Genomic DNA, 19719 nt, shown 5'->3' with positions numbered 1-19719 from the left:
GTCAAAAATCGGTGAACTGTGGAAGAACCTCGGCTGTGTCACATGCTCTTCCCGGATAAAGCCGCGGTAAGGGCGTTTACGATCGAAGTGTGCAAGGGGAACTTCTCGCCGCGGTAACGGGCATCGTCGGGCTCATTGTGGGCGTCGTCATCGGCGTCCTCGTCAGCTCTCTTTTCCGCATGGGCTCCGCCTCCAGGCAGACACCGACGCCTCCGGTCTTCGACGGCAGCACACTGCCACCGGGTATCGCCGAGGTACTTTCCGCGCTTCCCTCCTCCGCCGTGGTCCTGGACTCCGCCGACAGGGTGCTGCGCGCCTCCTCGGCCGCGCGCGCCTTCGGCCTGGTCCGGGGCGAGGAGTTGGTGATAGGCGAGCTGCTCGACCTGGCCCGGCAGGTACGGCGGGACGGCGTCATCCGGGAGACCGACATCGAGGTGGCCGTACGCAAGTTCGGCCCCGACGCCACGTCCTTCGCGGTGCGTGTGGCTCCTCTGGGAGGGACCGGCCTGGTGCTGGTCCTGGCGGAGGACCAGACGGAGCACCGCCGCCTGGAAGCGGTGCGCCGTGACTTCGTCGCGAACATCTCGCACGAACTCAAGACTCCGGTGGGCGCTCTGTCCTTGTTGGCGGAAACCGTACAGGACGCCAGTGACGACCCCGAGGCGGTACGTCGCTTCACGGAACGTATGCGGACGGAGGCCTCCCGGCTGAACGCCGTCATCCAGGACCTCATCACGCTCTCGCGTATCCAGGGCGCGGAACCGATCTCCCAGCCCTCCCTGGTCGATCTCGGCCCCGTCGTGGAGGAGGCACTGGACTCGGTCCGGATGCCCGCGGACTCCAAGGGGATCGAACTGGTCGCCGGTGGCGCGGAGGGCGTCACCGTCCTGGGTGACGAGGGGCTGCTCGGCACGGCTCTGCGCAACCTGGTCGCCAACGCCGTGGCCTACAGTCCCAAGAACACCCGGGTCGCCGTGTCGGTCGGCCTGTCCGGGTCCAGTGTGGACGTCAGCGTCGCCGACCAGGGGATCGGGATCCCCCAGCAGGACCTCGAAAGGATCTTCGAGCGGTTCTACCGAGTGGACGCCGCTCGGAGCCGGGCCACCGGGGGTACCGGCCTGGGCCTGGCCATCGTCAAGCACATCATGACCCACCACCGTGGAGAAGTGACCGTGTGGAGCAAGGAGGGGTCGGGGTCGACGTTCACTCTGCGTCTGCCCAGGCCCGAGAGCCCGGGCTCCGAAGGCACCCGGAACACCGACCGTCAGGAGGCGGCACAGTGACTCGTGTACTCGTTGTCGAGGATGAGGAGTCCTACAGCGATGCCCTCTCGTACATGCTGCGCAAGGAGGGATTCGAGGTCGCGGTGGCGCCCACCGGAACCGTGGCGCTGGAGACCTTCGACCGTACCGGGGCCGACCTGGTACTGCTGGACCTGATGCTCCCGGGGTTGTCGGGCACCGAGGTGTGCCGGGCCCTGCGTCAGAAGTCCAACGTTCCCGTGATCATGCTGACCGCCAAGGACTCCGAGATCGACAAGGTCGTCGGTCTGGAACTGGGCGCCGACGACTACGTGACCAAGCCCTTCTCCTCCCGGGAACTGGTGGCGCGTATCCGCGCGGTGCTGCGCCGCCGAGGCGAGGACGAGGCCGTGCTCCCCTCCGCCCTGGAGGCCGGTCCCGTCCGCATGGACGTGGAACGGCACGTGGTGACGGTCCGCGGCCAGAACGTGCAGCTTCCGCTGAAGGAGTTCGAGCTGCTGGAGGTCCTGCTGCGCAACGCCGGACGGGTGTTGACCCGGATGCAGCTCATCGATCGTGTGTGGGGCGCCGACTACGTCGGCGACACCAAGACCCTCGACGTGCACGTCAAGCGGCTGCGGGCCAAGATCGAGGAGGACCCCGGCAGTCCGAAGTACATCGTGACCGTGCGCGGCCTGGGGTACAAGTTCGAGCCGGGGACCGCCGACGGCTGAGAACGACCGGCCCCCGCGAAAACCCCCTCACGCACCGACCGCCCCCGTCCGGGCCGTGGCCACCGCCACGGCCCGGATCCGTGTCCGGGGTCGGATCAGACCTCCAGCAGGACGGTGAAGGGTCCCTCGTTGGTCAGCGCGACCGACATCTGCGCACCGAACACCCCGGTGGCCACCTCGGCCCCGAGCGCGCGCAACTCCTTGACGACCTCGTCCACGAGGGGCTCGGCGACGGGCCCGGGGGCCGCGGCCTGCCAGGTGGGGCGACGCCCCTTGCGCGCGTCGCCGTAGAGCGTGAACTGACTGACCACGAGCAGTGGCGCGCCGATGTCCGAGCACGACCGCTCGTCCTCCAGGATCCGCAGCGTCCACAGCTTCTTGGCGAGCCTGGCCGCCTCCGCGGCGGTGTCGGTGTGGGTCACCCCCACCAGGGCCATCAGGCCCGGACCGGTGATCCGACCGACCACCTCCCCCTCCACCGTCACCGACGCGTGCGACACACGCTGCACGACCGCGCGCATGAACCCCTCCCTCTCGCTAGCCCCGCTGGAACTGGTTGACCATCCGTGATCGCCGGGCGTTGGTGATGATCCCGCTCAACGTCACCACGAACGTGCTGATGGAGTCGGCGAAGTCCTCGATCCGCCATTCCCGGGGGCCCGTGTACCAGGCCAGACCGTCCCCGGTCAGTTCGTCGGGGGTCAGGTCGGTGAGCGCCGCCGAGGCCAGGATGTTCGCCCAGCGGTCCACGTCGTCGAAGATCACCGCGTACGGCAGGTAGCGGGAGTACAGCTCCACGCGCTGCCCCGGTGGAGCGGTCGCGGCGCGCCGGCTCAGCAGGTAGTCGCGAAAGCCCATCGTGTGCGCGTACACCGAGCTTCCCAGGGCGGTCTTGGCGGGCATGTACTGGGCGCCCACGGTGACGGCGGCGCCCGCGATGACGACGGCCAGACCCGTGAAGGCCGCGGTGGTGAACGCCGCGAGCACACCGGTCAGGACCACGCCCGTGGCCGTGGTCACCATGCCGGCGACGCTCCAACGCGTACGCACCTGGCTGGGGGAGCGCGCGAACCACTTCAGGCGCACCATGTCCCGGTACAACTCCTCCCGCACCCGGTCGATGCGCGCGGGGAAGTCCGCCGACACGCGGGGCGACCCGAGCCGGGACAGGCGTACCGTGCGCTGCTCTCCGAACAGGGCGTCCAACAGCGTCCACTCCGAGGCCAGCAGGGTCTCCCCCGGGGGCCCGTCCAGCCGCACCAATCGCCAGTCCACGGACGTGAAGTGCTCGTGGGGCAGTTCCTCCAGCCGGATGTAACCGCGCACGGCCAGGTCGAGGACCGCTCCGGTGAGGTCCGCGATGTCGACCCGCTCGTCGATGAGCGTGCCGATCTGCCCCGGGTGCACTCCGTCGGGAGGGGTGAACCGCAGCCGGCCGTGTTCGCCCTCCGTCACCGGCGCGTGGTTGCCCGCCTCGGCCTCTTTGCGCAGTGCGCGCTCGTCGCGGCCTCGGACGCGGATCAGTACGACCAGACCGCCCACCAGCACCACGATGAGGAGACCGAACACGCCGGCGGTGACCGGGGTGATCGCGAAAGCCGAGGTGAACGACCAACGGCGGGTGAGGATCGGTTCGCCCTCGGCGGTTCCGGGCGGGTAGTTCACGACGATGTCGAGTCGGTCGTCGGGGTCCATGTCGGCCTGGAGGAAGTGCGCGACCCTGGCGTCGGGGCCCATGTCCGAGGCCGTGCAGTACATGGCGCTGCGGGGCTCCCCCGCCAGGCAGGACAGCGCCTCCGGCGGCAGCGGGGCCGTGACGGTGACGTCGGTGGACTCCACCGTGTGACTGTAGGCGCCGACCGCCCGCCATTCCATCTGGACGCCCTGGGAGATCTCCCCGACGGTTCCGCTCACCCGGTAGGTGAGCACCACCCCGCTCGTGGCGGCCGTGGGGATGTCCGCGAAGAGGGTCCCGTTCTCCCTGCGCACGTCGACGTCGAGGACGTTCCCCTCCAGGTCGGTGGCCCCGATTCCGGTGACACGGAACTCACGGTCGTGGTCGGTGTCGTACAGCATCTTCTCGGTCAGGGCCCGGGTGAAGAGGGAGGGTGCGCCTCCGGAGAAGGTGATGGTCTCCTCGGCGTGGAGGATTCCCGCGCCGTCGAGTTCGAGGTGGATGTCGTTGGTGACGACCGGATCCGACCCCGCACCGGAGGCGGTCGGAGTACCGCCCGTTCCTGCGGGTACTGTGGGGGCCGGTGCCGCCGCCGTCGCGGCGAGGGCCTCCCCCGGCCAGGCGACGAGCCCGGTGACCAGTGAGGAGAACACGAAGAAGGCCGCTGCCAACGCAACGGCCGGGCGCCAGGAGCCTACCCACCACATGACGCGAGAGCCTATCCGGTCCCCCGGTGCGTCTCCCCGCTCGGGCAGCGCGCCCGACGTCATGCCCGGACAGCAGGGGGGACCGCCGTGGTGAGGCGTACGACCGTGCCGGACACCGACTTCTGGTCCGAACGTCCCGGCTTCTTCCAGCGCATGGGCCTGGGAGTGTCGTTGACCCTGTGCGTGGGCCTGGCCGCCGTGGGATTCACCGGTTTCCTCCTGATCTCGGCGATGCTGCCGTCGTCGGAGGCCTGGTCGTACCCGGTCTCGTCCGCGGGCACGGAGACGTTCCGACCGGGGGAGGGGGCGTTCGCCGAGGGTGGTCGGGACGATCCGCTCGGCGACAGTCCGCTGTACCGGATCGGCGAACTCGGCGAGGTGACGTGCGAGGCGCCCGAACTGGACCAGAGGGACCCGGCGTCGGTGGAGACCTTCATCGACCGGATCGCCGACTGCCTGGACCGGGCCTGGGGCTCCTACTTCTCCGCCGCGGGGATGGAGTTCGACTCCCCCAACCGCGTGTACTGGCACTCCTCCGGGCACAGCCCCTGCGGGGCGTTCCCCACCGAGGGCACCGCGGCCTTCTACTGCCAGGCCAACCGGGGCCTGTACCTGGGGGTGGAGGAGATCGTGGCGGCCTCCGCCGGCAGCGACAGGCCCGAGGCCTACACGTTCCTGCTCAGTCACGAGTACGGGCACCACGTGCAGGGACAGTCACGCATCCTCGCCGAGTTCCACAGTGCGCGCGCGGACGTGGACGGGGACGAGGCGGACGAACTGACCAGGCGCAACGAACTTCAGGCCAACTGTCTGGGGGGCGTCTTCCTGGGCGCTTCGGGCACCTCCCTGGAACTGGGTGAGAGGGAGCGTGAGAATATCCTCGACGATGTCAGGCTCCGCTCCGACCGGGGAGGCGAACACACGCACGGTTCGGCGGAGAACGGCCGCATGTGGACGGCCCACGGCATGGACCGTGTGGATCCGGCCGCGTGCAACACGTGGAACGCTCCCGAGGAGCTGGTGCGGTGAGGCGCGGACGGGAGCGTGGGCGAGAGCCGGTCCGTACGGCCCGGTCAACGGCGACGACAGGGCGGGCGGACAGGAGTGTACGCGAGATCGGATGAGACATCGGCGTCCGCGGAGCGCCGTGCCACCCGGCGGACGTTCGCCCTGGTGACCGCCCTCGTGATGGTACTGCTGGCCCTGGCGACGCTGTCATGGACCACCACCGACGAACAGGCGCCCCCCGCGGGTCCGGTGGGGGCCGGGGCCGCTCCCGAGGGAGGGCCGGAGTCCGACGACGAACCCGTCCAGGGCCCGTCGGACAGGAGCGGCGAACAGGGCCCCCTCGGGCTGTCGGGACGTTTCGGCGAGCCTCAGCGTCCCTCCGGGCACACGGCACTGGTCGCCAACCCGTTGTACGAGACCGGGCGACTGAGCCCGCGCCCGTGTCCGGTGCCCGAGTTGGACGTCGACGCCCCCGAGACGATGGAGGCGTTCCTGCACACGGTCGCGGACTGCCTCGACGACGCCTGGCAGACCCAGTTCGACCGTGCCGGAGTCCCCTTCACACCACCGGAGCGGGTCTTTTGGGACGAACCCGGGGTGAGCCCATGCCGCGAGTACCCGTCGCGGGCCGGGGCGTTCTACTGCCGTGCGAGTTCGAGCATCTACATCGGTACCTCCGACGTGGTGGAGAAGTGGAACGGCGCCACCGACAGTGTGGTGTACGCGTCCCTGCTGGCCCACGAGTACGGCCACCACGTCCAGGGCGAGTCGGGGTTGCTGGAGTACTACCACGAGCAGCGCGGGCTGGAGGAGGACGAGCCGGCACGCAACGCGTGGACGCGTCGCAGCGAACTCCAGGCCAACTGTCTGGCCGGCGCCTTCCTGGGATCGGTCCGGGTGACCTACCCGTTGGAGGAGGGCGACCTGGACGTCCTGTTGGAGGACGCCGCGGCCACCGCGGACCGCGTCGACGGTCCCGAGGAGGAGCGCACGCACGGTTCGAAGGACAACAGCGTCATGTGGACCCGCCAGGGGTGGCAGGAGCAGACCCCCGCGGCGTGCAACACCTGGGACCTGGCCGACGAGTCCCTGGTGCACTGAGCGGTGTCCTGGCGGGCGCCTCGTCCTCGGACACCGCCACGGACGGTCCCCGCCGGCCCCGCCGTCCACCGGTTCGATGGAACGCTACCGTCCGGACACGCTGCGTGGCAGGATGCTTGGTATGTCGGAACTCGCCGAGCCCCTCGACCCCCATGAGCCTGACCTGGACCTTCCCTCCCCCCGCGTCTGCGGTGCCTCGGCCGCCCGGACCGTGCGGAGCGGGTCGGGCGGTCCGGTCCCCGACTGCGTGGAACTGCGTGTGCACGGCGTCAGCGGAGGACAGGCCGAGGAACTGCTGGACGTGGAACCGGCGATGCGGGTGGGCGGCGACCGACTCGCGGGGTTCTTCCGTTGGCGACGCGAACCCGACACCGAGACCGTTCCGGGGGTCCGCCGGGAGATCTTCGCCTGGGGCAACCTCACCTCGGGGAGTTCGTCACGGGCGCTGTGGCTCCTGTTACTGCCGTTCATGCTGGTCAACGTGGCCTACTGGATGCGGCCCGGACGGATGGGCCACGAACCGACCGGGGTGCGACGACTGGCGAACAACCTCTACGGGGCCGGCGTTCGACTGTTGGCGTTGTCCCTGACCATGCTCATCACCCTGGCCGCGGCCGGGATCGGCATGGACCTGGTGGCCTGGCAGTGCGCCGCCGGTCAGGGACAGGAGTGCGTGCGGGCACGCCCCTGGCTGGCGTTCCTGGGTTCTCCCTCCTCACCGCTGTCCGCGCCGGGGCCCGCCCTGGTGGTGGGCGCGCTCCTTCCCGTGGCCGTGATCCTGGTGCTGTGGCGGCTGTCCCGGCGCACGGCCTCCGACTACGAGGTCGTGTCCAGCCCGGTGCCGCCCAGGCACAGCGCGGCGGCGCCCCTGAGCCATCCGGACTTTTGGCGCAACAGCGAGACCATGGCCCGGTTGCGTTCGGCCCACATCTCGGTGGCGCTGGGCACGGTCGCCGCGCTGCTGCTCCTTCCGGCCCTGCGGTACGACCTGGTCCCGGCGGTCGGAGGCCTTCCGGGGGAACCGGGACCGTGGACCGTCGGGGCCGTACTGTCGGGACTGCTGGCGGTGGTGGTCCTGGCCAGCGCACTGAGCGTGCTGGTGCCGGGTGTGGACCCGCGTTGGAACGCCCGGACCGACCGTGTCTGCCGTCTGCTGCGCGACACCACCGTGCTCCTCGGGCTCGCGGTGATCGCGTACGCGTTGTGGCCGCGCCCGGAGTGGGCGGCGACGGGACGTCTGCCCGGCAACGGCGCGGTCCTCGACGCGCTGTTCGTGGTCCAGGTGGTCCTGGTGTCGATGATGCTGGTCGCGGCACTGGTGTTGTTCGCCTCCGACCGGGCCCACGACGGCATCGCGATGGGCGGTGTGGCGGGGCCGGCCACCGCCGCCCTGGGCGCTCTGCTCGGAGGCGGGTTCTCGGCCGCGCTCGTCTACCAGGGCTCGGTGCTGCTGAGCGGCTGCGGCTTCCTGACCACGCCCGGTGTGGACTGTCTGCCTCTGTCGGTGCCGACCGCCTACTCCTGGCTGCAACTGACCTTCGCCCTGGAGGCCGCCGTCGTACTGGTCGTGACGGTGGTGCTCGCCCTGCGGTTACGCCGCGGCACCCGTGCGTATCTGGTCACGGTCACCGAGGACTACGCGCGCAGCGTGCGTGACCGGCGGACCTGGGACATCGCCCACGCACGCGCGGCGGGAAGGATGACCGAGGTGCTGCCCTCCGTACTGGCGGCCTTCCTGCTGCCGGTGGCGGCGCTGGGTTCGCTCGCGCTGTACGCGGCCCTCTCGGGGGACCTGTCGACCGGTCCGGCGGACGCGGCGACGTCCGTGTCCGAACGGATACGGGAGATGGCGCAGGGCACGGTCTCGGTCCTGATGAGCACCGGTTCGCTGTTGGGCGGTGCGGCCCTGGTGGCACTGGCGTGGATCGGGCGCAGCGCCTACCGCGACCGTCCCACGCGGCAGGCCGTGGGCGCCCTGTGGGACGTGGGGACCTTCTGGCCCCGCGTCGCACACCCCCTGGCACCGCCCTCCTACGCGGAACGGGCCGTTCCGCAGCTGTCGGCGAGGGTGGCGCTGTTGTGCCGGGGGAACACGGACGTGGTCCTGTCGGGTCATTCCCAGGGCTCCGTGCTCGCGGCGGCCACGGTGTGGCAGTTGCCCACCGACTGTCTGGGGCGCATCGCGCTGATCACGCACGGCTCCCCTCTGGGCCGACTGTACGCGCGCTACTTCCCCGCCTACTTCGGTCCAGTGCCGTTCGCCGATCTCAGGGGGCGCGTCTCACAGTGGCGCAACCTGTGGCGGCTCACCGACGCGATCGCCGGACCGGTGCGTATGCGGAACGGGTCCGGTCCCCCGAGCACCGTGGAGCCGGCCGGGCCCCTGCCCGATCCGCGCTCGTACGACGCCCCTCCGGGCGAGGCCAGGCGGCCGGAGATCCTGGGTCACTCGTCCTACACCGCCGATCCGGCCTATTCCGGCGCGCTCTGGCAGGTGCTCCGGGCGATGCGGCCGACGGACGCCCCCCACGACGACACGGCCGGGGGGTGAGGGGCCCGGCCTACCAGGAACCGTAGGGGCCGTTGTTGTTGCCGCCCACGCCCTTGACCGCCGGACGCACGTCGAGCAGGAAGACGAGGGTGGCGACCAGCCCGAGGATGACGAACATCCCCCGACCGGAGAACACCGCCAACAGGGAGAGTCCGGTGGCGACACCGGTGAGGATGACCCACAGTTTCTTGTTCTGCTTGTCCATCAGCTCGAACGCCGCGGCCGGTGTGCGGACCGCTTCGATCAGCGCGTACAGGCTGGCCACGAAGGTGACCAGGTAGATGGCCTGCCAGATCAGTCCGAAGAACAAAACGCACGCTCCCGACGCCGGTTCGAGCGGGGGTCCGCCCGCTCTCCACCGTAAACGGACCAGAGCCCGCGATCGTGCCCGTGAGCCGCCTGAATCACACCCGTGTCAGTCCCACGGGACGTGCGGCCGGATCGGATCGCGGGGAGGCGGTGTGCTCCGCCGGAGAACGACGGGGACGCGCGTGGATCACACCGGAATGTGCCAGAGGCAGGTGACCGTGGTCAGGAGGAAGGCGGAGGAGCCCATGATGAAGGCCCCCGCGTGGTAGGGGAGTTCGTCATAGGGCTGGAGAAGACGGTTGACACGCTTCAGCACCCCCGGTTCGGCCTCGGAGGCGACGGCCATCGCCCCGGCCGGCACCAGGGACGGACCCGCCGCGCCGAAACGCAGCAGTGCCATGGCCAGCTCACGTGAGGAGCTCTTGCGACGCGCCTGGTCGTCCGCGCACATCTCGATGAGCAGGGCGACGCTCTCGTAGTAGGTGCGCACCAGTCGGACCCGTGGAAAGGCCCGTTTGAGGGAGGAGAACGGCAGGAGCACGAGGTCGTGGCGCTGCCGCAGGTGGGCGTGCTCGTGGGCCAGGACCGCGGCCAGTTCGCGGTTGTCCAGGACCGCGAGGGCACCGGCGCTGATCACCACCTGAGAGCGGAGCACGCCCGGAAGACAGTAGGCGGCGGCGGCCGGATGGTCGACCACACGGGCGCCGGGGATGTCGGGGTGATCGCTCCCGATGAGTTCGAGGAGGTCGTGGTGGCGTCGACGGACACGGACCACGTGGACGAAGGAGGAGACCAGTCCGACGAAGAGCACGAGGGTCAGCACGACCGCCAGGACCACGGCGACGATGTGGCTGATGCCCACCAGACCCTGGGAGAGTTCGGCGAGGAACAGGTCGCCCGTGAGGATGTCGGAGACCAGGGCCATGACGCCCCCGGCCGCGCCGAGCTGGTACGAGGAGAGCCCGAAGGCCAGCAGAGCACCGATGGTGGAGACGCCCCAGGCCAATCCGAGCGCCTGCCAGGTGACCACGGCGGTGTAGGGCCCTCGGGAGGGCCATTCGGCCCTGTGCAGGGCTTCCATGGCGATGAGACAGCAGACCGCGACGAGGAGGAGAAGTGCGGCACTGACCATACGGGCTAGTTCCTTGGCTGCTCGATTTCCGCGAGTGCGCGCCGAAGCGCTTCAGCCTGCTCCTCGTCCATGGACTGAACGAAGGCGGCCAGGGCGGCGTCGCGGTCCCCCGTCTGTCCGAGTGCGTCGAACATCAATTCGGAGACGTATGCCTCGCGGCTGGCTGCCGGACGATAACGCCACGCACGACCCTCACGTGCCCGGGTGACGACCTTCTTCTTGGCGAGCCTGTCGAGCACGGTCATAACAGTCGTGTGCGCCAGGTCTCGTTCGGCGAGGGCCTTGCCCACCTCACGGACCGTCATTGGTTCTTTTCTTGCCCACAGTACATCCATCACCGCACGTTCGAGTTCGCCAAGCCGATTCATGACTGCGATTCTACTTGGGGTCGTACTACGGGCCGTCGTACCCCCAGGTTAATTCCCTGTCACCTACGGGGCAAGGGTTGAGGACCCTCCGGTCAGGTGCAGCCCACTCCTTTACCGGAACGCTCCCACCCCTCGACCTTCGGGTGCGATACTGCCCACCCGACCACCGGAAGGAAGCGGTCATGGTCTCCCCGCACCGACCCCGGGTCCACGTCGTCCGGGGCGACATCACCGAACAGCGTGTCGACGCGATCGTCAACGCCGCGAACAGCTCCCTCATGGGCGGCGGCGGAGTGGACGGCGCCATCCACCGCAAGGGCGGCGATTCCATCCTGGAGGAGTGCCGCCGACTCCGCGCGCAACGCTACGTCGACGGGCTGCCCGTCGGTGAGGCGGTGGCGACCACCGCGGGAAGGCTGCCCGCCCGATGGGTGATCCACACGGTGGGCCCTGTCCACAGCACCACGGAGGACCGTGGCGAGTCGCTGGCCTCCTGTTACCGTGAGTTCCTGCGCGTGGCCCACGAACTGGGGGCGGAGTCCATCGCCTTCCCCGCGATCTCCGCGGGCGCCTACGGATGGCCGATCGAGGACGCGGCGCGCACGGCCGCCCGGGCGATCCACGCGGCGACGCCACGTGTACCGGAGAACCGCATGGTCCTGTTCCACGACACCGCCCTTCAGGCCTTCCGGGCGGCTTTCGGCGCCTGCTGACCCGACGCCTCCCCGTACGGGCCATCGCCGGAGAAACTCCCCACCAGTTCTACGCAAACCCGGTGCCGGCACCGGGAGTCGGGTAGGGGAGGACCATGACGACAAGCCTCCCACCTGCGCAGACCACAGAGGCCCGTCTGCGGATCGGGGTGTCCAGTTGTCTGCTCGGTGCCTCCGTCCGTTACAACGGCGGGCACTCGCGTTCACGCTTCCTCACCGACGAACTCGGTCCCCACGTGGACTGGCTTCCGATCTGTCCGGAGGCGGAGATCGGTCTGGGCGTCCCCCGTCCCACCCTGCACCTGCGGCGCGGGGCGCAGGAGGATCGGATCGTCTCCGGCCGGGACGGAGTCGACCACTCGGAGGAGATCTCCGGGACCGCCGACCGTCACCTGTCCCGACTGCGGGCTCTGGACGGGTACGTGTTCAAGAACAAGTCGCCCAGCTGTGGCCTGTTCGCCCTGCCGGTGTTCGACGAGGACGGTGGACGGGTGGACGGTAGGGGACGGGGCGTCTTCGCCCGGCGTCTCACCGAACTGCTGCCCACGCTGCCGGTGGAGGAGCAGGGTCGTCTGACGGACCCGGTACTGCGCGAGCTGTTCGTACAGCGGGTGTTCGCGCACGCCAGGCTGCGGCGGCTCCTGGAGTCGCCGTGGCGTCCCCGCGACCTGGTGGCCCTGCACAGCAGGCACAAACTCCAGTTGATGTGCCACTCCCCCGACGGCTATCGGGAGGCGGGCCGGGTCGTGGCGGCGGCGGGCACCACCGACCCCGAGGAGACCGAGACCGCGTACACGGAGGTCTTCCAGCGGACGATGGCGGTGCGACCCAGCCGGGGCAAGCACGTCAACGCCCTCCAGCACGCCTTCGGGATGCTGAGCTCCCTGCTCGACGACGCCCGCAGGCACGACCTGTTGTCGGCCATCGAGGACTACCGGCGTGAGCACGTGCCGCTGAGCGTTCCGGTGGCGCTGCTGCGTCACCACTGCGCGGCCGAGGACGTCAGGTGGGTTCGTGAGCAGACCTACCTGCGTCCCTATCCGGACGAACTCCGGCTACGCCACTCCGTGGCGGTCTGAGAACGGTCCGACGACCACACCGCGGACACTCATCTCACCGCATCGACTACAGTGAGTGACGATCCCTGTTCTTCGGCCGGACGGTGCCCCGACTCTGAGGTTTCGGTGTGTTCGCGACTTTCTCCCGACGCGTCGGCGTGCTCGCCGCCTCCTGTGTGGTCGCCACGGTCGCCGCCGCGTTGGCCACCGTCCCCCATGAGACGTTGACCGAACGGCTCGACCGTCATCTGGGGCCCGAGCCTCGGCTGGCCCACAACGAACTACGGCTTCCTCCCCCGTGGGGAGGGTCCGACCCCGCCCCCATCCCCACCCCCGGGCAGGTGGCGGTCTGCGACGGACCCGGCACCGAAGAGGTCCTCACCCTGCCCGACAGCGGTGCGCCGGAGGGCGGCCGACCCCTGTGGGTCCGCCGTCCGCCCGGCCCCGACAGCGCCGACCTGCCCGTGCTCTACCTGCTGCACGGATCCGCCTCCACCCACCGGACCCTCATGAGCGAGGGCATCGGCGAACTCCTGGACCACCAGATGTGCCGGTCGGGGATCGAGTTCGTCATCGCCGCCCCGTACGGCCAGGAGCCCTGGGGCAGTGACACCGAGTGGGGTGACGCCGCGCACGGCCGGTTCGCACTGGAGAGCTTCGTCACCGGACCGGTCGTGGAGGCGGTGGAGGGAGAGCATCCGCGGCCTCGCGCGCTGCGCGCCGTCGGCGGGTTCTCCATGGGCGGGTACGGCGCTGCGGCGCTGGCCCTGCGCAACCCCGCTCTCTACTCCCAGGTCGTCTCCTGGGCCGGGTACTTCCGTGTGGACGATCCGCACGGCACCTTCGGCGACGACCCCACGCCCCACTCCCCCGATCTGCTGCTGGGCTCGGAGGAGGTACGCGACATCAGGTTCATGCTGGTGGAGGGCACCGACGACCACACACCGCTCCAGAGGGGCAGCATCCACGGGGAGGCCGAACGCTTCGCCGACCTCCTCACCGAACACGGTATGACCGTGGCCACGCTCCACCCGCGCGGAGCCCACGACTTCGCGACCTGGAAGCGCTCCTTCCCCGACACCGTCGACTTCCTGGCCTCTGGCTGGGCCTCCACCCCCTGAGGTCCGCCAAGTCAATGGCCGCCCCCTCGAACGAACCGGTGGGGAACAGTGTGTACCTTCGTCGCTGTTGACGACAGCGGCTGTACACACGATCTGAAGGGACCCTCCGGTGTCTGGAATCGTTCCCGTGGGAGAACAGGCGACGGTCCCCTCCCGGGTGGCGACCGTCAGTCTGCACACCTCCCCGCTCGACCAGCCCGGTACCGGAGACGCCGGGGGCATGAACGTGTACGTGGTCGAGGTGGCCCGGCGCATGGCCGAGCGCGGGGTGGCCGTGGACATCTTCACGCGGGCGACCGGTCCGGACCTGCCCCCGGTGGTGGAACTCGTCCCCGGCGTGAACGTGCGACACGTGCCCGCCGGGCCCTACGGCCACCTGGACAAGAACTCCCTCGCCGAGCACCTGTGCCCGTTCATCTTCGGGATGTTGCGGGTCGAGGCCCAGGGGGAACCCGGCCACTACGACCTCGTGCACGGCCACTACTGGCTCTCGGGCCAGGCCGGCGTGGTGGCCGCACGCCGCTGGGGGGTGCCCCTGGTGCATTCCATGCACACCATGGCCAGGGTGAAGAACGCCGCCCTGGCCCAGGGTGACGAACCCGAACCCGATGCCCGTGTCCGTGGGGAGGACCAGTTGGTCCGTCAGGCCGACCGCCTGGTCGCCAACACCGAGGACGAGGCCCGCCAACTACGGGAGCACTACGGTGCGTGCGGTGACCGGATCAGCGTGATACCGCCGGGTGTGGACCTGGACGTGTTCACCCCCGGTTCCCGCCGGGAGGCGCTGGCGCGGATCGGGTTGCCCGCCGACACCGAACTGCTGTTGTTCGTGGGGCGCGTACAACGGTTGAAGGCCCCCGACGTGCTCATCCGCGCCGCGGCCCGCCTCCTGGAGTACGACTCCTCGCTGCGCTCGCGCCTGGTGGTGGGCGTGGTCGGCGGGCTGTCCGGCGGAGGACGGCGCGAGCCCGGGATGCTCACCGACCTGGCCCACTCCCTGGGGGTGGCGGACGTGGTGCGCATCGAGCCCCCGCAGAGCCGTGAGCGGCTGGCCGACTACTATCGTGCGGCCACGGTGACCGTGGTGCCGTCCTACTCGGAGTCGTTCGGCCTCGTGGCGGTGGAGTCGCAGGCCTGCGGCACCCCCGTGCTGGCCGCACGGGTGGGAGGACTGTCCACCGCGGTGTCGGACGGTGTGTCGGGGATCCTCGTGCGAGGACACGACCCGGCCGACTACGCGGCCGAACTGTACAGGATGATCACCGAACCGGCGTGGCGCGCCAAGCTGGCGATGGCGGCCCCCGACCACGCCGCCACCCTGAGCTGGTCGCGGACCGTCGACGAACTGCTGAACGTGTACCGCATGAGCACCGCTCCGCGTACGCTGCCGCTGGCCGCGTGCCGATGACCGAGGAGGGATGTACTAGTGGGCAGAGGAACAGCCCGTGAGGCCGCGGCCGAGGCGATCGTCGCCGCCGTCGCCGAGTCCGGACTGGAGGTGGAGCGCCCTCGGGAGAACTCCTTTCTGGTCACCCTGCCCGGCAGGGCCAAGCTCAAGACCCTCGTGTGGTTCGAGGTGGGACCGCACAGCCTCACCCTGACGTCGTTCTTCTGTCGGCAACCGGACGAGAACCGCGCCGACTTCTACCTGTGGTTGATGCGCCAGAACGCGGACATGTACGGAATGGCGTTCGTCGCGGACGAGGTGGGGGACGTGTACCTTCGCGGTCGCCTGCCGCTGGAGGGGATCACCCCCGAGGAGGTCGACCGTTTGTTGGGGTGCGTGGTCACGTACTCGGACGAGAACTTCAACGGTGCGTTGGAGCGGGGTTTCGCGTCGGCGATCCGCAAGGAGTGGCACTGGCGCGCCGAACGAGGACACGACATGCGCAACCTGAAGGCCTTCTCCCATCTGATCGACTCCGGCGATGGCCGCTGAGCGCTCGGGAGGGTTCCGTCCGCCCCGCGCACCGGTCGGATCCGACGTGCGGGGTTCGAGTCCACCGGACGCCCGAGGGCCGCGGCCCAATGGCTAGGCTTGCTCGTATGGGAACTCTGGTACTGCTGCGACACGGTGAGAGCGTCTGGAACGCGAAGGGCCTGTTCACCGGCTGGGTGGACGTGGACCTCTCCACGACGGGCGAGGAGGAGGCCCGCCGGGGCGGTGAGCTGCTCAAGGAGGCCGGCCTCCGTCCGGACGTGGTGCACACCTCCCTCCTCAAGCGCGCCATCCGCACCGCGAACCTGGCGTTGGACGCCGCCGACCTGCACTGGCTTCCGGTCGAGCGCACCTGGCGTCTGAACGAGCGCCACTACGGCGCCCTCCAGGGCAAGGACAAGGCGCAGACGCGCGAGGAGTACGGCGAGGAACAGTTCATGATCTGGCGCCGCTCCTACGACACCCCGCCTCCGCCCATCGCCGATGACGACACCTATTCGCAGGCCGGGGACGCCCGCTACGGCGAACTGCCGCCGGAGCTGTTGCCGCGCACCGAGTGCCTCAAGGACGTGCTGGAGCGTTCCCTGCCGTACTGGTACGACGCGATCGTCCCGGACCTGTCGGCGGGCAAGACCGTTCTGGTCGTGGCCCACGGCAACTCGCTGCGCGCCCTGGTCAAGCACCTGGACGACGTCAGCGACGCCGACATCGCCGGGTTGAACATCCCGACGGGCATTCCGCTGCGCTACGACCTGGACGAGCGCTTCAAGCCGACCAACCCCGGCGGCACCTACCTCGACCCGGAGACCGCCGAAGCCGCCATCGCGGCCGTCGCCGACCAGGGCAAGAAGTAGTCGCGAAGTCCTGTCCACGTCCCGTGCCCGCGCCGCCGTCGGCGGTGCGGGCCTCCTCGTCCCCCGGACGGCTCGGTGGCCGAGGCGCAGGGGTGCACACCGTCGCCGCCCCCGTGGCGAGCACCCTGTGGTGCGGGTCCTCAAGGGGAAGGCGCCCGGTGGGGAGGAACGCCCGGCACGGCCGGGATCGCGGACCACGCCGGCCCCGGGGAGACACCGTCGGCACCGCGGCGGCGGTGAACGTCTGGTCGCGCCATGCGGCCTCGCCCGGCGTGACCTTGCTCACTCTGGAACGGGACACGGCCGCCGAACCGCTCAGAGGGCGGCGACGGTCAAGGCGGCGCCCGTCACCGCGCACACCACGAAGGCGGTGGCGACCATCAGGGCCTCCCGTCGACGAGGCGGAACACGCGTCGGCCGGTCGCCGACGCCATGTTCGATGCCGAGGGTCCCTCCCTCGGGCGCGGTCAGGACGACCTGACCGTCACGCACCCGGACCTGGCCGGTGACGCGTACCCGCGAACCGGGGCGAAGGACCCATTCGCGGTATTCGAACTCGATGGTCTCCCCCCGGAAGACACCCGAGATCCGCCCTTTCACGCGCGGCAGCAGATCGTCGGCGGGGGAGGCCACGCCCGGTTGCGGTCGTCCCACCAAGCGCTTCAGGCACAGTTCGGCGCCCCGAGGTCGGGTGCCGCGCGGATCCACCAGGATCGGTTCGGTGTCGGGGTCCCCTTCCGTCACGAGCTCGAAGAGGTCCTCGGAGCCGTAGTCGGCGATGGAGTCACAGACCCGTTCTCGGGGCCTGCCCTCCCTCGGCTCACGGTTGAGCGACCAGTAGTGACGCAGCACCTCGTGACCGTGCCAGACGCATTCCACTCCGGCCAGACCTGAGACGAGGGGGCCGCCGGGACCGGGGGCCGCCTCACCGGTGAGCGTGACGCGCCGTCCCTCCATGGTGGTCAACGCCCCTGGGCGCGGCCTGGTCAGATCACGCCGATGCAGCCGTAGCCAGCGTCGGAGGGCGAGCACGGTCAGAGGAAGCAGGACCGCGGCGACCACGAGCAGCACCGAACCGATCACCAGTAACACAGGCCGCCCCTTGGGAAAAGTGTGTGAGGTTTTGCCGCGACGGTCGGCTCGACGCCCCGTGGCCATACCGCGCTGTTGACCATCTTTACCAGTTCTCCGGGAAAGCGGGGCCAATTGGGCATGTCCAGACGGAGGAGCGCGGGTGGCGGTCGCCACGTGTGTCCCGCTAACGGTCACCGGCACCCTCCGTCGCCGCTACTCTCGGGGGCATGGACGCTGAGATACACCCCGATCTGGCGAAACTGTCCTTCCTTCTGGGCCGTTGGGAGGGCGTGGGAGTCGCCGGTTACGCCGACGTGGAGGAGTTCCAGTTCGGCCAGGAGCTCGAATTCGCCCAGCGGGCGGGGCTGCCCTACCTGTCCTTCACGAGCCGGGCCTGGCGGATGACCCCGGACGGAGAACCGGGGGAGCTGGTCACCGAGGAGTCGGGGTACTGGCGCCTACGCCCGGAGCCCACCCCCGAGGAAAGGGAGCGGGACGACACGGTCGTCCACCTGGAGGCGCTGATCGCGCATCCCGAGGGCTTCACCGAGGTGTATCTGGGCAATGTGTTCGCCCACCGGGTGGAGATGTCCACCGACGCGGTGCTGCACACCGAGACCGGGATCGAAGCGAGCGCCTCGCACCGACTGTACGGCCTGTTCGGCGACAACCGGGAGACCCTGGGGTACGCCTGGGACCTGGCCGCTCGCGGTCACAAGCTGCGCCCGTACATGTCCGCACAGCTCAAGCGGGTCGGCCCGAAGTAGAAGAGCCCACAGTGGGCATGGCAGACCCCGGGCTCTCTCCCACCGTGGTGGCGGGGCTGGTCGGACGAAGCCAGCAGCCCGGGGTCCGGGTGTCCGTCTGGGATTCGCTGCGAACGACGTCGCGCGAACGCGAGCGTCGTCCTAGCGGACGGCCACCTCGCCAGTCCTGAGATCGAACATCTTCCGGACCACCTCCTTTCCTGCGTGCCACCGACAGTACGTCCCGTCTCCCGGCCGGGGCAAATGTTTTTTCTGTAGGAGAAACCACAGGTGGAAGCCGGATTTTCGACCTCCGAGGAGTGGCGACTACTCTCGGCGGTATGACTTCGCCGCTGCTGAGCACACCGGGCGCCGTGAGCGCCGAGTCCCCGGACTCCGCGGTCGCCGCGCACTACGGGGATCCCTCCCACGAGGGCCGTGCCATCGAACGTTCGAGCGCCTGGGTCGACCGGAGCAACCGGGACGTGGTGCGGGTCCTGGGACCCGACCGCCTGAGCTGGCTGAACGACCTCACCAGCCAACTGACGTTGGGGATGGCACCGAGGACGGCCACCGAGTCGCTGATCCTGGACAACCGGGGACACCTGCGGCACCACCTGTCCCTGATGGACGACGGCGAGGCCACCTGGATGCACACCGAGCCCGGAGGGGGGCCGGAACTCGCGAGGTTCCTCGACTCGATGCGGTTCATGTTGCGCGTGGAGGTCGAGGATCTGAGCGAGGACCGCGCCGTGCTGACCGTGCTCGGCCCCGACCGCGCCAAGGTGATCACCGCCGCCTCGCTCGATGACGTGCCGATCCGCGCCGCGGAAGGGGAGAGCGACCTGTTCCTGCCCTCCGACCGGCTCACGGAGGCCGCCAGGGCGCTCACGGACGCCGGGGCGCGTCCGGCCGGTATGTGGGCCTATGAGGCGAACCGGATCGCGGAGCACCGGGTACGGGCCGGGCTGGACACCGACGAGCGCACGATTCCACACGAGGTGGACTGGGTGGGTCGGGCGGTGCACCTGGAGAAGGGCTGCTATCCGGGGCAGGAGACGGTGGCCCGGGTGCACAACCTCGGTCGCCCGCCGCGCCGTCTGGTGATGCTGCACCTGGACGGCACCGTCGAGCGGCTGCCCAAGGTGGGAGCGGCGATCGAGCTGGAGGGGCGCAACGTGGGCCGGGTGGGGACGTCGGCCCGCCACCACGAACTGGGACCGATCGCGCTGGGCGTGGTCAGGCGCACGTCGCCGACCGACGCCGACCTGGTGGTGGACGGCATCCCCGCCGGTCAGGAGGTCGTCGTGGACCCCGACACGGGCGCCAACGCCGATATCACCCTGCGGCGTCGTCCCCGCTGACGCGGTCCGGCCCTCCCGGGCGAC

19 protein-coding genes are annotated in these 19719 nt (G+C 69.9%); 13 read left to right on the top strand and 6 right to left on the bottom strand.

Annotated features, from left to right (window positions below):
- The first annotated feature begins 89 nt into the window (after positions 1–89).
- Positions 90–1283 carry a sensor histidine kinase gene (locus tag PFX91_RS04615; protein ID WP_285729648.1) on the top strand — a complete coding sequence of 398 codons (1194 nt, stop codon included), beginning with the start codon at positions 90–92 and terminating at the stop codon, positions 1281–1283.
- The gene (locus PFX91_RS04610; protein ID WP_285729647.1) at positions 1280–1975 is read left to right on the top strand and encodes a winged helix-turn-helix domain-containing protein; all 696 of its coding nucleotides are present in this window, start codon (positions 1280–1282) and stop codon (positions 1973–1975) included. The genes PFX91_RS04615 and PFX91_RS04610 overlap by 4 nt, the downstream gene beginning before the upstream one ends.
- 95 nt (positions 1976–2070) lie before the next feature.
- On the opposite strand, the gene dtd is transcribed toward PFX91_RS04610, so the two are convergent.
- Together dtd and PFX91_RS04600 are read right to left on the bottom strand one after the other, a co-directional pair.
- Positions 2071–2496, bottom strand: coding sequence for a D-aminoacyl-tRNA deacylase (gene dtd / locus PFX91_RS04605; RefSeq protein ID WP_285729646.1), 426 nt, complete (start codon positions 2494–2496; stop codon positions 2071–2073).
- 16 nt (positions 2497–2512) lie between these two features.
- Positions 2513–4357: a DUF2207 domain-containing protein gene (locus PFX91_RS04600; protein ID WP_285729645.1), complete on the bottom strand. Its 1845-nt coding sequence runs from the start codon at positions 4355–4357 to the stop codon at positions 2513–2515.
- Positions 4358–4510: 153 nt separating this feature from the next.
- On the opposite strand from PFX91_RS04600, the gene PFX91_RS04595 reads away from it, so the two are divergent.
- From PFX91_RS04595 to PFX91_RS04585, 3 genes are all read left to right on the top strand, one after another.
- Positions 4511–5386 carry a neutral zinc metallopeptidase gene (locus PFX91_RS04595; protein WP_285730071.1) on the top strand — a complete coding sequence of 292 codons (876 nt, stop codon included), beginning with the start codon at positions 4511–4513 and terminating at the stop codon, positions 5384–5386.
- Between the two features lie 159 nt (positions 5387–5545).
- Positions 5546–6466, top strand: a complete 921-nt coding sequence (locus tag PFX91_RS04590) for a neutral zinc metallopeptidase (protein WP_285730069.1) — start codon at positions 5546–5548, stop codon at positions 6464–6466.
- Positions 6467–6587: 121 nt separating this feature from the next.
- Positions 6588–9017: a hypothetical protein gene (locus PFX91_RS04585; protein WP_285729644.1), complete on the top strand. Its 2430-nt coding sequence runs from the start codon at positions 6588–6590 to the stop codon at positions 9015–9017.
- Positions 9018–9027: 10 nt separating this feature from the next.
- Here PFX91_RS04585 and PFX91_RS04580 read toward each other — a convergent pair whose 3' ends face one another.
- The 3 genes from PFX91_RS04580 to PFX91_RS04570 all read right to left on the bottom strand — a co-directional run bounded on the left by PFX91_RS04580 (position 9028) and on the right by PFX91_RS04570 (position 10826).
- The gene (locus PFX91_RS04580; RefSeq protein WP_285729642.1) at positions 9028–9327 is read right to left on the bottom strand and encodes a DUF2516 family protein; all 300 of its coding nucleotides are present in this window, start codon (positions 9325–9327) and stop codon (positions 9028–9030) included.
- Between the two features lie 186 nt (positions 9328–9513).
- Positions 9514–10458, bottom strand: coding sequence for a M56 family metallopeptidase (locus tag PFX91_RS04575; RefSeq protein WP_285729641.1), 945 nt, complete (start codon positions 10456–10458; stop codon positions 9514–9516).
- Positions 10459–10463: 5 nt separating this feature from the next.
- Entirely contained in the window at positions 10464–10826 is a 363-nt protein-coding gene (locus PFX91_RS04570) for a BlaI/MecI/CopY family transcriptional regulator (RefSeq protein ID WP_285729640.1), read from the bottom strand.
- A 182-nt stretch (positions 10827–11008) separates the two neighbouring features.
- Here PFX91_RS04570 and PFX91_RS04565 point away from each other — a divergent pair, with 182 nt between their 5' ends.
- The 6 genes from PFX91_RS04565 to PFX91_RS04540 all read left to right on the top strand — a co-directional run bounded on the left by PFX91_RS04565 (position 11009) and on the right by PFX91_RS04540 (position 16511).
- Complete coding sequence (locus PFX91_RS04565; protein WP_285729639.1) at positions 11009–11539, top strand: O-acetyl-ADP-ribose deacetylase; 531 nt, start codon at positions 11009–11011, stop codon at positions 11537–11539.
- A gap of 95 nt (positions 11540–11634) precedes the next feature.
- Complete coding sequence (locus PFX91_RS04560) at positions 11635–12618, top strand: YbgA family protein (protein WP_285729638.1); 984 nt, start codon at positions 11635–11637, stop codon at positions 12616–12618.
- Between the two features lie 107 nt (positions 12619–12725).
- Positions 12726–13718, top strand: coding sequence for an alpha/beta hydrolase (locus tag PFX91_RS04555; RefSeq protein ID WP_285729637.1), 993 nt, complete (start codon positions 12726–12728; stop codon positions 13716–13718).
- Between the two features lie 109 nt (positions 13719–13827).
- Positions 13828–15126, top strand: coding sequence for a D-inositol-3-phosphate glycosyltransferase (mshA, locus tag PFX91_RS04550; RefSeq protein ID WP_285729636.1), 1299 nt, complete (start codon positions 13828–13830; stop codon positions 15124–15126).
- A gap of 18 nt (positions 15127–15144) precedes the next feature.
- Complete coding sequence (locus PFX91_RS04545; RefSeq protein WP_285729635.1) at positions 15145–15657, top strand: YbjN domain-containing protein; 513 nt, start codon at positions 15145–15147, stop codon at positions 15655–15657.
- 107 nt (positions 15658–15764) lie between these two features.
- Entirely contained in the window at positions 15765–16511 is a 747-nt protein-coding gene (locus PFX91_RS04540) for a phosphoglyceromutase (protein ID WP_285729634.1), read from the top strand.
- Positions 16512–16826: 315 nt separating this feature from the next.
- On the opposite strand, the gene PFX91_RS04535 is transcribed toward PFX91_RS04540, so the two are convergent.
- A complete protein-coding gene (locus PFX91_RS04535; protein ID WP_285729633.1) occupies positions 16827–17603 on the bottom strand; it encodes a GIDE domain-containing protein in 777 nt (258 codons plus the stop codon).
- Between the two features lie 209 nt (positions 17604–17812).
- On the opposite strand from PFX91_RS04535, the gene PFX91_RS04530 reads away from it, so the two are divergent.
- Both PFX91_RS04530 and ygfZ read left to right on the top strand, forming a co-directional pair.
- A complete protein-coding gene (locus tag PFX91_RS04530) occupies positions 17813–18352 on the top strand; it encodes a nitrobindin family protein (protein ID WP_285729631.1) in 540 nt (179 codons plus the stop codon).
- Between the two features lie 320 nt (positions 18353–18672).
- On the top strand, positions 18673–19695 hold the full coding sequence (gene ygfZ, locus PFX91_RS04525) for a CAF17-like 4Fe-4S cluster assembly/insertion protein YgfZ (RefSeq protein WP_285729629.1): 1023 nt from the start codon (positions 18673–18675) through the stop codon (positions 19693–19695).
- Positions 19696–19719 lie beyond the last annotated feature (24 nt).

The organism is Nocardiopsis sp. ATB16-24, from assembly GCF_030271535.1.
Classification (GTDB): Bacteria; Actinomycetota; Actinomycetes; order Streptosporangiales; family Streptosporangiaceae; genus Nocardiopsis.
The sequence above is the reverse complement of the archived record's forward strand: the minus strand, read 5'-3'. Positions and strand labels throughout refer to the sequence as shown.

What these genes read in the sequence shown, in the direction of transcription:
- dtd (WP_285729646.1), bottom strand. Translation starts at nt 2,496, where the DNA reads ATGCGCGCGGTCGTGCAGCGTGTGTCGCACGCGTCGGTGACGGTGGAG.
- PFX91_RS04570 (WP_285729640.1), bottom strand. Translation starts at nt 10,826, where the DNA reads ATGAATCGGCTTGGCGAACTCGAACGTGCGGTGATGGATGTACTGTGG.
- PFX91_RS04585 (WP_285729644.1), top strand. Translation starts at nt 6,588, where the DNA reads ATGTCGGAACTCGCCGAGCCCCTCGACCCCCATGAGCCTGACCTGGAC.
- PFX91_RS04540 (WP_285729634.1), top strand. Translation starts at nt 15,765, where the DNA reads ATGGGAACTCTGGTACTGCTGCGACACGGTGAGAGCGTCTGGAACGCG.
- PFX91_RS04530 (WP_285729631.1), top strand. Translation starts at nt 17,813, where the DNA reads ATGGACGCTGAGATACACCCCGATCTGGCGAAACTGTCCTTCCTTCTG.
- PFX91_RS04595 (WP_285730071.1), top strand. Translation starts at nt 4,511, where the DNA reads ATGGGCCTGGGAGTGTCGTTGACCCTGTGCGTGGGCCTGGCCGCCGTG.
- PFX91_RS04560 (WP_285729638.1), top strand. Translation starts at nt 11,635, where the DNA reads ATGACGACAAGCCTCCCACCTGCGCAGACCACAGAGGCCCGTCTGCGG.
- PFX91_RS04590 (WP_285730069.1), top strand. Translation starts at nt 5,546, where the DNA reads ATGGTACTGCTGGCCCTGGCGACGCTGTCATGGACCACCACCGACGAA.
- ygfZ (WP_285729629.1), top strand. Translation starts at nt 18,673, where the DNA reads ATGACTTCGCCGCTGCTGAGCACACCGGGCGCCGTGAGCGCCGAGTCC.
- PFX91_RS04565 (WP_285729639.1), top strand. Translation starts at nt 11,009, where the DNA reads ATGGTCTCCCCGCACCGACCCCGGGTCCACGTCGTCCGGGGCGACATC.
- PFX91_RS04575 (WP_285729641.1), bottom strand. Translation starts at nt 10,458, where the DNA reads ATGGTCAGTGCCGCACTTCTCCTCCTCGTCGCGGTCTGCTGTCTCATC.
- PFX91_RS04600 (WP_285729645.1), bottom strand. Translation starts at nt 4,357, where the DNA reads ATGTGGTGGGTAGGCTCCTGGCGCCCGGCCGTTGCGTTGGCAGCGGCC.